The sequence below is a fragment of the [Lactobacillus] timonensis genome, from assembly GCF_900240275.1.
Lineage (GTDB): Bacteria > Bacillota > Bacilli > Lactobacillales > Lactobacillaceae > Limosilactobacillus > Limosilactobacillus timonensis.
Genome location: NZ_LT964761.1, coordinates 1,438,861 through 1,451,459, shown reverse-complemented (window position 1 = coordinate 1,451,459; position 12,599 = coordinate 1,438,861). Strand labels below are relative to the sequence as shown.

At 48.5% G+C, this 12,599-nt stretch carries 11 protein-coding genes; 2 read left to right on the top strand and 9 right to left on the bottom strand.

Features of this window, described 5'->3' with window-relative positions; translation table 11 throughout:
• Positions 1-150 precede the first annotated feature (150 nt).
• Positions 151-1,476: an ISL3 family transposase gene (locus tag C1710_RS07040; protein WP_102279250.1), complete on the top strand. Its 1,326-nt coding sequence runs from the start codon at positions 151-153 to the stop codon at positions 1,474-1,476.
• A gap of 95 nt (positions 1,477-1,571) precedes the next feature.
• Here C1710_RS07040 and dnaJ read toward each other — a convergent pair whose 3' ends face one another.
• The 4 genes from dnaJ to hrcA all read right to left on the bottom strand — a co-directional run bounded on the left by dnaJ (position 1,572) and on the right by hrcA (position 6,356).
• A complete protein-coding gene (dnaJ, locus tag C1710_RS07035; RefSeq protein ID WP_102281372.1) occupies positions 1,572-2,702 on the bottom strand; it encodes a molecular chaperone DnaJ in 1,131 nt (376 codons plus the stop codon).
• A 119-nt stretch (positions 2,703-2,821) separates the two neighbouring features.
• Positions 2,822-4,699, bottom strand: coding sequence for a molecular chaperone DnaK (dnaK, locus tag C1710_RS07030; RefSeq protein ID WP_102281371.1), 1,878 nt, complete (start codon positions 4,697-4,699; stop codon positions 2,822-2,824).
• Between the two features lie 36 nt (positions 4,700-4,735).
• Positions 4,736-5,293, bottom strand: a complete 558-nt coding sequence (gene grpE / locus C1710_RS07025; RefSeq protein WP_102281370.1) for a nucleotide exchange factor GrpE — start codon at positions 5,291-5,293, stop codon at positions 4,736-4,738.
• A gap of 13 nt (positions 5,294-5,306) precedes the next feature.
• The gene (gene hrcA, locus C1710_RS07020; RefSeq protein WP_102281368.1) at positions 5,307-6,356 is read right to left on the bottom strand and encodes a heat-inducible transcriptional repressor HrcA; all 1,050 of its coding nucleotides are present in this window, start codon (positions 6,354-6,356) and stop codon (positions 5,307-5,309) included.
• 116 nt (positions 6,357-6,472) lie between these two features.
• Between hrcA and C1710_RS07015 the strand changes: the two genes are divergently transcribed.
• Positions 6,473-6,844, top strand: a complete 372-nt coding sequence (locus C1710_RS07015; RefSeq protein WP_102281367.1) for a hypothetical protein — start codon at positions 6,473-6,475, stop codon at positions 6,842-6,844.
• Between the two features lie 35 nt (positions 6,845-6,879).
• Here C1710_RS07015 and C1710_RS07010 read toward each other — a convergent pair whose 3' ends face one another.
• The 5 genes from C1710_RS07010 to infB all read right to left on the bottom strand — a co-directional run bounded on the left by C1710_RS07010 (position 6,880) and on the right by infB (position 12,596).
• Positions 6,880-7,737, bottom strand: coding sequence for a TrmH family RNA methyltransferase (locus tag C1710_RS07010; protein WP_102281366.1), 858 nt, complete (start codon positions 7,735-7,737; stop codon positions 6,880-6,882).
• A 109-nt stretch (positions 7,738-7,846) separates the two neighbouring features.
• The gene (gene ribF, locus C1710_RS07005) at positions 7,847-8,815 is read right to left on the bottom strand and encodes a riboflavin biosynthesis protein RibF (protein WP_102281364.1); all 969 of its coding nucleotides are present in this window, start codon (positions 8,813-8,815) and stop codon (positions 7,847-7,849) included.
• Between the two features lie 10 nt (positions 8,816-8,825).
• The gene (gene truB / locus C1710_RS07000; RefSeq protein ID WP_102281363.1) at positions 8,826-9,731 is read right to left on the bottom strand and encodes a tRNA pseudouridine(55) synthase TruB; all 906 of its coding nucleotides are present in this window, start codon (positions 9,729-9,731) and stop codon (positions 8,826-8,828) included.
• Positions 9,732-9,830: 99 nt separating this feature from the next.
• Positions 9,831-10,196: a 30S ribosome-binding factor RbfA gene (gene rbfA, locus C1710_RS06995; RefSeq protein WP_102281362.1), complete on the bottom strand. Its 366-nt coding sequence runs from the start codon at positions 10,194-10,196 to the stop codon at positions 9,831-9,833.
• 15 nt (positions 10,197-10,211) lie between these two features.
• Complete coding sequence (infB, locus tag C1710_RS06990) at positions 10,212-12,596, bottom strand: translation initiation factor IF-2 (RefSeq protein WP_102281360.1); 2,385 nt, start codon at positions 12,594-12,596, stop codon at positions 10,212-10,214.
• Positions 12,597-12,599 lie beyond the last annotated feature (3 nt).

The window sequence follows — 12,599 nt, the reverse complement described above, 5'->3', positions numbered from 1 at the left end:
AAATTAATCCTCATGACTAATGATATCAACTTTTTAACCGGAATCCAAGACCCAGGGCTTCAGCTGGATAANGATGACAATAAAAAAAACGGACAATCACCCCAAAGCCTAAATCGTGGTGATTGTCCTCCAGAAAGGAAATTAATCCTCATGACTAATGATATCAACTTTTTAACCGGAATCCAAGACCCAGGGCTTCAGCTGGATAAAGAAGGGGCTGAGACTATTGATGACCAAACCAAAATCATTCATTTGGTCAAGACTGGTGAATGTCGTTGTCCTGTTTGTGGACGCCCGATGTTGAAGAATGGTTTTCGTCATCGCCCAGTAGTCATTACCGCCCTGTCGGTCGCTGGTGTAAAGACCATTCTCATGATTAAAAAACAGCAGTATATCTGTAAGCCGTCCACTAAATGTCCGCAAACCGTGACGAAAATCGCCACGATTAAAGGCATTAGCCGCGGCTGTCGGATTGCTAATAACGTGAAGCAATTCATTATCAAAGACCTTCACCGTAATATTTCACAGAAAGAGTTAGCCCATAACTATTACGTGTCTGCTAGTACCGTTGCCAGAACCATCGATACGCTAGAAAACACCTTTGTTCCTGAGAAAGATTGGCTGCCGGCAACGATTGCTTTTGATGACTTCAAGTCAGGCCAATTCGCTGATAGTGGGATGAGCATGCTCTTAATGAATCCGACTAATCATCGCACCATCGATATTATTAAATCCCGGAACTCGCGTTATTTAAAGCAATACTTTTATCGTCACTTTACCCGGCGGGCCCGATGTGCTGTCCGTTTGATTGTCGTCGACCTTTATCAACCTTACCGGAGCTTAATCAAGGAACTCTTTCCTCATGCCCGAATTATTGCCGATCATTTTCATATCGTTGCCCAGGCGTATCGGGCACTTCAAGCGGTGCGGATTAAAGTAATGAATCGTTATGGTCATGGCACCCACGAGTATCGCGTTTTAAAGCGTTTCTGGAAGTTACTTTTACAAAAAATCGCTCATTTAGATAATATTCACCACTATCCACGGCGCAACTTTCGTGGCGCCTGGTTGTCTGATAGTGAGGTCATTGATCGGCTTTTGTCCATGTCACCCGAATTGCAAATAGCTTATGACTACTACCAAACTTTGATAGAGGCAGTGGATCAAGGTCAAGCAGCAGAGTTAACGGCACTCTTACAACGCAAACTCACTAATCTGCCTAAACAATTACAAAAAGTCCAGCGGACTTTACGGCAACACCAGGAAGAAATCATCAGGAGCTTTCAATACCAGTTAACTAATGGTCCCATTGAGGGTACTAATAACAAAATCAAAGTAATCAAACGGACGGCTTATGGTTTTCGCAACTTTTTCCGGTTCCGGATTCGCATACTAATAGCATTAAAAAATTCGCACATCATGGTTCAGGCACCCATAATCACAAGAAAAACCAGCCCAAGCAAACTAGTTGCTTGAACTGGTCAAAATTAGCTATCAGTACCGATTGACAAAGAGCCACAAAAAACCACGGTGTCAACCACCGTGGACTGTGTCTAGATAATTGGTCTAGGTTATTTGTCATCAAAGGCTTCTCGCAACTTGTCGAAAAAGCCGGGCTTCACACCCTCAGCTGCTTTTTCACCACTTGCTGCCGCATACGCCATCAAGGCTTCACGTTGCCGCTTATTAAGGTGGGTTGGCGTCTTAACGTGAACGCGTACGTGTTCATCGCCGTTGCCATTAACGTGCGGAACCCCCTTATTTCTTAAGCGGAAGTTGGTTCCTGACTGCGTCCCGGCTGGGATCTTCAAATCAACATCGCCGTGGACAGTCTTGACCTTCACCCTATCGCCGAGTGCCGCCTGAGCAAAAGTGATGTTTTTATCAACATAGATTTCGGAACCGTCACGCTTGAAGTCCTTGCTTGGTGATACTTGGAAGACAATGTAGAGGTCACCGTATGGACCACCATTGACCCCTGCTTCACCTTGACCAGCTAAGCGCATCTGCTCGCCGTCATCGACGCCTGCCGGAATCTTAACCTTGATTTCGTGGCGTTGTTGAACACGGCCGGTCCCGTGACAAGTATTGCACTTATCCTTAATTTCTTTCCCGGTCCCACCACAAACAGGACAAGTTGACTGCTGTTGCATCCGCCCAAATGGCGTATTGCGCATCGTGACAATAAAACCGCTGCCGTCACAACGTGAACACTTCGTTGGACTCGTCCCTGGCCGGGCACCAGAGCCATGACAGGTCTTACATTCTTCCTGCCGGTTATAGCGAATCTTAGTTTGTTTACCAAAAACCGCGTCCATAAAGGTGAGACTCATTGTGTACTGCAGATCACTCCCCTGACGTGGCTGGTTAGGGTTAGCACGGCGGGCACCACCGCCAGTAAACATGTTGAAGATATCATCAAAACCACCAAAACCACCAAATTGTGAACCAGCAGCGCCGGCACCGGCACCAGCTTGGCCATTAACGCCGGCCGCACCAAATTGGTCGTAACGGGCCCGTTTTTCCTTATTCCCTAAAACCTCATAGGCTTCGTTAATATCCTTAAACTTTTGTTCTGCACCCGGTTCGTGGTTAACATCAGGGTGGTATTTTGCCGCCAGTCGGCGAAAGGCCCGCTTAATATCCTTTTCGGATGCGTCGCGGTCAACACCTAAGGTTTGGTAATAATCTTTTTCAGCCATCTGAAACCCCCACATGTAACAAGATTGATTGTGTCTTTTTAGTTATAACATAAGTTGATAAGAAAAGGAAAAACCAAAGCCGCTAAACGGTCTTTGGTTCTTTCCCTTTAACTAGCAGCTTACTTCTTATCGTCGTCCGGGTCTACTTCCTCGAAGTCACCATTGACGGTCTTACCGTCGTCATCATGGTGCTTGTTATCACCATTGTTAGGTTGCCCATTATTATCGGCGTTATTTTGGGCATTTTGCTGCTGAGCCTGCTGGTAGAGCTTGACTGTCAGGTCCTGGACAATCTTGTTCAGTTCGTCCTTCTTAGCCTTCATCTCGTCGTAGTTTTCAGCATCACGGGCCTTCTTCAGGGCGTCACGCGCATCCTGTGCCTTCTTCAGCTCGCTGTCGTCAACCTTGCCCTTCAATTCCTTGAGGGTCTTGTCAGTTTGGAAGATCAGTTGGTCTGATTCATTATTCAGGTCCACCCGTTCCTTCTTCTTCTTGTCTGCTTCAGCGTGCTCTTCAGCGTCCTTCTTCATCCGTTCGATTTCTTCATCGCTCAGGCCAGAATTGGACTTGATAGTGATATTTTGCTTCTTATGAGTACCCTGATCTTCGGCAGAAACGTTAACAATACCGTTCTTGTCAATATCGAAGGTCACCTTAATCTGCGGAACACCACGTGGTGCAGGCGGAATATCAGTCAGTTGGAAGTTCCCAAGCGTCTTGTTATCCGCAGCCATTGGACGTTCCCCTTGCAGAACGTGAATATCAACGGCTGACTGGTTATCAGCAGCAGTTGAGAAGACCTGGCTCTTGGACGTTGGGATAGTGGTGTTACGGTCAATCAGCTTTGTCATGACACCACCCATGGTTTCAATCCCCAGGGACAGTGGCGTAACATCAAGCAGAACAACGTCCTTAACATCACCAGTCAAAACACCACCCTGAATGGCCGCACCAAGGGCAACGGCTTCGTCAGGGTTGATTGAGTGGTCTGGTTCCTTCCCAGTAAGTTCCTTAACCATTTCTTGAACTGCTGGGATACGAGTAGAACCACCGTTTAAGATAACCTTGTCAATGTCGCCAAAGCTCAAGTCAGCATCGCTCAAGGCGTTCATGACTGGTTGCTTTGTCTTTTCAACCAGGTCGTTAGTCAGCTGGTTGAACTTAGCACGGGTCAAAGTGGTATTCAGGTGAACGGGACCTTGAGTAGCCGGATCCTGGGCAATAAATGGCAGACTAATATCGGCTTGCTGAGAACTTGACAGTTCCTTCTTAGCCTTTTCAGCAGCGTCCTTCAACCGTTGCAGGGCCATCTTGTCCTTGCTCAGGTCAATGTTGTGTTCCTGCTTAAAGTCGTCCATCAGCCAGTTCATAATCTTCTGGTCAAAGTCGTCACCACCAAGGTGGGTGTCACCGTTGGTTGACAGTACTTGGAAGACACCATCGCCGAGTTCAAGGATGGAAACATCGAAAGTCCCACCGCCAAGGTCGTAAACCAAGATCTTTTCGTCAGTGTCATCCTTATCCAGACCATAAGCCAATGAAGATGCCGTTGGTTCGTTGATAATCCGCTTGACATCCAGACCAGCAATCTTGCCGGCGTCCTTAGTAGCTTGACGCTGTGCATCGTTAAAGTAGGCTGGGACGGTAATAACCGCCTTGTCCACTGTGTCACCAATGTAGTCTTCAGCGTACTTCTTCAGATATTGAAGAATCAGTGCCGAGATTTCTTGTGGCGTGTACTTCTTACCTTCAACTTCAACCGTGTAACCTGCTTCGCCCATGTGGCTCTTGATAGAAGTAATGGTGTTAGGGTTAGTAATTGCCTGACGCTTTGCCACGTCACCAACTTGAGTTTCGCCATTCTTGAACGAAACTACTGACGGTGTCGTCCGTCCACCATCGGGGTTGGTAATGATTTTCGGTTCGTTGCCTTCCATTACAGCAACAGCAGAGTTCGTAGTCCCTAAGTCAATCCCAATAATCTTATTGCTTGCCATATTAATCCCTCTTTTTTAATTAATTAACTGTCTTTATTATTGCGCAACAACAACCATCGCTGGTCGTAAGACGCGATCCTTCAGCTGATAACCAGCCTGGTAAACCTGAACAACGGTGTCCGGCTTTTGATCTCCAGTCACCGCAGTTGTAGAAACTGCTTGGTGAACGGTCGGATCAAACGGCTTATTCAATGCTTCAATTTCACTGACACCGTGGCTGGCCAAGGCTTTTTCCAGGTGATCATGAACCATTTGGATACCGTCGTGCAGCTGCTTGCCCTGGTCGTCCTCTACCTTAATTGACAACGCCCGCTTTAAGTTATCGAGGACCGGTAAGATCTCCTTGATCAAATCCTGACCCTCGTACTTTAACAAGTCGCCGCGTTCCTTCTTAAAGTGGTTGGTCATATTTTGAATTTCTGCTTCAGCTCGTAAGTACTGGTCATCCTTCTTGGCTAACTGTTCTTTTAAGTCAGCCACCTGCTTAGTCAAAGCAGCCACTTGATCGTCCTTAGCCGGCTTTTTTTGTACGTCAGCTGCAGGTTTATTAGGTTGCTTCGCTGCATCCTGCTTGGCCTTTTTTTCTTCAGCCATTCCGGTTCCTCCTTTACTGGTTATAGAATCTGTGGTAATAATCCAACAACCGCTGCGCAAGTTCACGGCGAAAGGCATCAACAATGCCGATTGTCCGTGAATATGGCATCCGCGTTGGCCCCAGAACGGCGATAATTCCCTTACCGTACTGGTCCACATCATAAGTGGCAGTAATTAAACTGTAGTTCTTCATCAAATCGCTGTCAGCAATTTCATTGCCAATCTTGACGCTAATCCCGTTTTTTGGCGAATCAGCATCCAGCAGACTCGACAGACGATCATTTGCGTCAAGCAAACTATACAGCGACTTCATCGCATTCGGGTTTTGGTTGACCGAGTAACCGAGAAGGTTCATCCGGCCACCAACGAAAAAGTGTTCCTGCTTAGCATTGGCGAGGACACTGTCGAACAGGTCTAAGAACCCGTCGGCTCTTTCCAAATACTGGGTAACCTTGGCTGGAATATCAGTTTTCAGTCGACCGACAACTTCCGGCAGTGTTAACCCTGTCAACTGGTCGTTAATCAACCGCACCACCGTTTCCAGACCTTCCGGATCCATCGAACGCGGAATATCAAAGGTCTGACTCTCCACGTTTCCGGAATCCGTCACTAAGATTGCCATCACCTTTTGGTTGCCCAATGGAACCAACCGGAACCCGCTCAAATGCACTTCTGCCTGCTCTGGTTTTAGTGTAAAGGCGGTAAAGGTAGTCAACTGCGACAAGATCTCCGCCGAGTGTGATATCAGTTCGTCGATCTTGCGGAACCCCATTCCTAGCGAGTGCTGAATAACCAACAAGTCGTTATCAGTAACTGCCGCCGGGTTAAGCAGGTGGTCAACGTAGAAACGGTAGCCCCTTTTAGATGGGAGTCGACCAGAAGAAGAATGTTCCTTTTCAATCAGTCCGGCTTTCTCCAGTACCGCCATTTCGTTACGCACGGTCGCTGAACTCACACGATGCGGTAGCTTGTTAACCAGTGCTTTTGACCCGACTGGTTGACCAGTTGCCGTATATTGCCTTACAATTTGTTGCAAAATGTCTTTTTGGCGCTGGGTGAGCATCGATCACCACTTCCTTTTTAGCACTCACCCTTGTTAAGTGCTAAATACATTTTCTAATATAACAATCAACCCCTGAAAAGTCAAGAAACGTCAAACTATTTTTGAAAGGATTCATTATGCCCACTTCAAAACACCGTTACGTCCAACCAACTGGCCCGCTCGACGCCATGAAAATTGTGCAAAAGTTGTTTAATCAATATCGCAACGCCCCGTTGACCGCCGAGTTGATGTCTTACCACCAAGACTTGGTAACCCGCTTGCAAAGCGACATCAAAGAAGCGGTAGAACAAGCAGACGATCCGAACTTAAGCAAGAATTTGGCTTCCATGACCGCCCTTATGCAGAGCTGGACTGCCATCCGTCTCTCTGGACGACCATTCCCTGGTAAAATGCACCACTTTAAGCTCGATACCCAAACAGGTCCCCGCTACAAGGTCAAAAACCATAAGATTGGTCGCGCTGGTGCTCACCGCTCATCTAGACACTAAGAATGAATAACCAGCCTGCTTTTCCGGCTGGTTTTTTATTGATTACCCAATTCCCAAAACGCTAGGGCCGACGCAGCTGCAACGTTCAGCGAGTCAACTCCGGCAGTCATCGGAATTTTAATGGTGAAGTCGCTCTGGTCAATCGTCTTTGCTCTTAAACCAGGGCCTTCTGATCCCAGGATAATTGCCAGCTTGTCGACTCGTGACAGTCGGGGGTTATCGATGGCAATGGTGTTATGACGAAGCGCCATTGCTGCCGTTTGATAACCAAGCTCGTGTAGAAGCTTAATTCCCTTATCCTGCCAGACATGACAATCTAAATAGGTCCAGGGAACTTGAAAGACGGTTCCCATCGAAACACGCGAAGAACGACGGTAAAGCGGGTCAGCAGAATCGCTAGTCACAATGACACCATCGATCCCCAATGCCGCTGCCGACCGAAAAATGGCACCGACATTGGCCGGGTTAACAACGTTTTCCAAGACAGCAATTCGCGGGTGTTCACTAGAAAGCGACGCTAAAAAAGCGGATAACCCGGGCCGTTTTACCCGGTGCATTGCTGCAAGCGCACCCTTTAAGAGGTTGTAGCCAGCCAAGTGCCGGATTAACCCGCTTTTCAGAACGTAAACGGGCGTCTGCTCCCACCGGTGGGTATTATTATTTGTCATTTCTTGATCCAATGCGGTCAAATCATGATCGAGCGCCTTTTCTTCTACTAAAAAGGATGCTGGACGATAACCCGCTCGTAAAGCCCGCTCGATGACCTTTGGACTTTCGGCAATAAAAAGTCCTGGTTGGGATGCATTTGTCTGAACAAGCTGTGCCTCGCTCATCCGTACATAAGGATCCAGGACAGCGTCTGATAAGTCTGTTGGAAAAATTAAGTTATGCATAATACTGAATCGCCTTTTGTGAATTTAACCCTTGCTTGTAAACAGATAGAAGTTAAACGGCCTGGTCAGAAAACCAAGCCGTTTTAGATTTGATATCATTCCCAAAACTCTAACACCATGTAGTATTGGCCATTTTCCGCGGGTGACTAGCCAGGTATGCCTTTGCCGCTTGCTGGTCGACCCTCATCTGGGTCACTAGTTCTTCCACGGAAGCAAACTTTACCCCATCACGTAGGCGGCTGTACCACTCAACAACCACTTCTTCACCATAAACCAGCTGGTGAAAATCAAAGAGGTTAATTTCCACCGTGCGCGGCGCACCGTCGCCAAAGGTTTCGTTGTGACCAATATTTGCCATCCCCCCGTACCAGTGATGGCCAACTTTAACACGGGTAACGTAAACACCCAGGGCCGGGATAACCGTTGAGGATGGTGAATCGATATTGATCGTCGGAAAGCCAATCTGCCTGCCGCGGGCGAAGCCGTGAACCACTAACCCTGTCGTCTGGTAAGGTCGTCCCAACCCCTGGGTGGCTAAGTCTAATTCACCAGCCATAATTTGTCGTCGAATTCGACTGGTCCCAATTTTGCTCAAACCGTTCTCCATGGTGGGTACAGCCACAACCTGGAACCGTTCATTGGCTAAGGACGGTAGGTTGCTCATTGTGGCAGCGACTCCACGACCAAATGTGTGGTCCTCACCTGCCACCGCAACTTCCGGATGAAAGGCCATTAAATAGTTGTCAACAAACTGCTGTGGTGACTGTGCCCCGTACTGGGAAGTGAAGTCAACGACATACATCACACTGACTCCCAGCCGGCTCATCAGCTCGGCCTTCTGGTTAATTGTCGTCAGGTACTTCGCGCCACCTGGAAGGCGGTGATAAACTACTGCCGGACTGTGGTTGTATGTCAGCACTGCAAGGGGCAATCCCCGCTGGTCAGCAATCTTTTTGGCAGTCTTAATAACCAGCTGGTGACCAAGATGTACTCCGTCGAAAAAACCCATTGCCAGCACCACAGGCTGATCAGCAATCAGCTGTTTATTTAGTGGATGATGAATCCGTATTACTTGCACAATGATCCTCCTAGTTAACCGCCAACATTTTCAGTGGTTTATAGTGCTGCTTATCAGCGTGGTAGTAGAGCGCCTTAATCTCGTTATTATAAAAAAGGGCCACTCTTTTTTGACTATCGGCTGGTAATTCATTGATTGTCAACCAACCACCGTTTTTGACAGCGGGCCACTGGTTTGCGGTTAATTCGATCCGTTGCCAATCTTCAAAAGCCACTTCCATGGGCAAAACATAATGACCAATCATTTGATTAGCAACCAGGTCATCAACATCGTGCAAGCTAATAGTCTGGTCAATGGTGAAACCACCACTGGCCACCCGGGTTAGCGAACTCATCACCCCCGGGTATCCCAGCCGCTTGGCCAAATCAACCGCCAGGGTACGGACGTAGGTCCCCTTACTGCACTGAACTTTAAACCGGACGCGTTGTCGACGACTTTGGGCGTCGTACGATGATGACACTAGGCTAAAGTTGCTGATCGTTACCAACCGCTTCGGTCGTTCAACCGTCTCGCCCGCTCGCGCGTATTCGTAAAGATGCTTCCCTTGAACCCTGACCGCTGAATACATGGGCGGGATCTGGGTTAATTTGCCAGTCATTTCTCCCATTATTTTCTGCAAAACATCACCGGTGATGGGCGCAGGTACTTCTTTTTCAGCAATCACTTTGCCGTCAAGGTCTTCGGTCTCCGTTGCTTCACCAATCAATAACTCGCCAACGTAGGTCTTGGGTTGTTCATGAAGAAAGTCTACTACCTTTGTCGCCTTGCCGATACAAATGGGCAAAACACCATCTACATTGGGGTCCAGCGTTCCCGCGTGGCCAATCCGTTTCTCGTGAAGAACGTGACGTAAACGGTTGACGCAGGCAAAACTAGTCATCCCCCGGTCCTTATATAATGCAATAATTCCGTCCATTTCGTCCTCCTTTATTTGTCATGCTTATTATACAGCAAACGGCTCCTGAACTTCGGGTTAGCCGAATTCCAGGAGCCGTTTTTTTGACGAATTTTTAACTTAAAATTCGTGGTCTTTTTTATGCAATTCGTTGAGCAGCTGGTCAATCCGACTACCGTAGGCGATCGATGGGTCCCGTTTAAACGAGATTTCAGGAGTCTTGAAAATATTCAACCGAGCTCCCAGCAAGCTCCGAATCAGACCAGTAGCCTTATCCAAACCGGCTTGCGCCTTTTCACCGTCAGAAGCCTTTTCTGACAAAATACTGTAGTAGATTGTTGCCTGCTGCAAATCGCCAGTGACGTCAACGTCAGTAATTGTGACGCCCTGGACCCGTGGGTCGCGAACACGTTTTAACAAAATGTCGTCGACCTCACGCTTAATCTCTTGTGCCAACCGGTCAACCCGGTAACGTTTGTTTGGCATGGCGTCCTCCTTTGCTTACTTTTGCGGAACAGCCTTCATCTTATAGGCTTCAATGACGTCGCGTTCCTTAATGTCGTTGTAGTTAGCAATCGTCAAACCACATTCGTAGCCCTGCTTAACTTCCTTCACGTCATCCTTGAAGCGCTTCAGTGATCCCAGCTCACCTTCGTAGATAACCACGCCGTCACGGATTAACCGTACTTGAGAATCACGAGTAATCTTGCCGCTCGTGACCATCCCGCCGGCGATCGTGCCGACCTTAGAAGCGCGGTAAAGCTGACGAACTTCAACTTGTCCCAGTACTTCTTCCTTGTAGACTGGCTCAAGCATCCCTTTCATCGCGTCTTCAACTTCTTCAATGGCGTTGTAGATAACCCGGTGCAGACGGATATCGATGTTGTTAGCGTGGGCTTCGGACTGCGCAATTGGCGTTGGCCGAACGTTAAAGCCGATGATGACCGCGTTGGAAGCTTCAGCCAGGGTCACATCGGATTCGGAAATAGCCCCAACGGCCTTGTGAATGATATCAACCCGGACACCATCAACCTTGATCTTTTGCAGTGACTGTGCAAGGGCTTCAACGGATCCCTGGACATCCGCCTTAATGATGATCGGCAGGGTCTTCATTTCACCCTTCTTCATCGTCGCAAAGAGATTATCAAGGGTCACGTGAGAAGTTCGCTGACGTTCTTCTTCCAGTGCTCTCTTGGCACGTTCTTCACCAGCGGCACGGGCCGTCTTTTCATCTTGGAAGACAACGAACCGGTCCCCGGCTTCTGGAACGTCATTGAGCCCTGTGATTTCAACTGGGGTTGATGGTGTTGCCGCTTCAATGGCCTGGCCGTTTTCGTTATTCATTGTCCGGACACGACCAAAGGTATTGCCGACAACAACCGGGTCGCCGACGTGCATGGTGCCTTGCTGAATCAACAATGTTGCCACAGGACCCTTCCCCTGATCAAGCCGTGCTTCAACAACTGAACCGGCAGCGCGTTGGTCAGGGTTGGCCTTCAGTTCCATCATTTCAGCCTGGAGAAGGATCATGTCCAACAGTTCGTCGATGTTCTTACCGAACTTAGCCGAAATTTGGACGTAGATCGTGTCGCCACCCCAGTCTTCCGGAATTAAACCGTATTCTGTCAGTTGCTGGGTAACGTGGTCGGGGTTAGCCCCCGGCTTATCAATCTTGTTCACCGCCACGATAATCGGCGTTTTAGCAGCCTTCGCGTGGTTGATCGCTTCAATCGTCTGTGGCATTACCCCGTCATCGGCGGCAACAACCAAGACCGTGATATCGGTGATGTTAGCACCACGTGCCCGCATTTCGGTAAAGGCCGCGTGCCCTGGCGTGTCCAAGAAAGTAATCATCTTGTCGTTGTACTTTACCTGGTAAGCACCGATGGCCTGAGTAATCCCCCCAGCTTCGTGGGCCGTCACGTGAGAGTGCCGAATCTTATCCAGCAGTGTCGTCTTACCGTGGTCAACGTGTCCCATGACCGTCACTACTGGTGGCCGCGGAACCTGCTTTTCGGTATTTTCTTCACTTTCCTTGAAGAACTGGTCGATGTCAGCTACGTCGACTTGGACCTTTTCCTTTGCTTCAATCCCGTAGTCGGCAGCCAGAATTTCAATCGTGTCCTTGTCGAGTGCCTGGTTCTGGTTAACCATAACCCCGAGCATAAAGAGCTTCTTCACGATTTCGGCAGTTGAACGGTGCAAAATCTTTGAAAGGTCTTGAGCGTTCATGCCGTCCGTGTATTCCAGAACGTCTGGCAGCGGACGGTCCTTCCGCGCTGTTGGTTGCTTGTGCTCAACCTGACGCAAGCGGTGGTTGTTATTGTGTCGGTTCTTTCGCCGATCACGACGGTTTTGCCGACGATTCTTTTTCTTGTTCTTGCCGTTGTTCAGGCTTCCGCCAAAGCGGCCATTACCATTTTGCTGGTTTCCTTGGTGGTTATTCTTTTGCTGATTACGGTTGCTTTGCTGACCATTATTGTTCTGGCCATTATGCTGTTTTTCAGCACGACGTTCCCGCCGTCGTTCAGAGCGGCTTTCGTGTTTTTTCTTGTCAGCAGGACGTTGACGTTGGTTATTTGAACCCTTCTGCTGCTGTTTATGCTTAGTAGTCTGTCCCTGCTTCTTCGCCTTAGCATTGGCAGACTGGTGTTGCTGACCCTGCTTCTTGTCAGCAGCTTGGTGTTGCTTGTTGCCCTGCTTTTTCTGTGACTGCTTGTTTTGCGATTGCCCCTTGGCAATTTTTCTCAACTGAGCCGCCTGGTCGGGTGTAACTGATGACATGTGGCTCTTAATTTTCAAGCCCTGTTCGTTGGCCAGCTTGACCAGTGCCTTACTCGGCATTGATAATTCTTTTGCTAGTTGGTAAATTCGTTCTTTGGCCATACG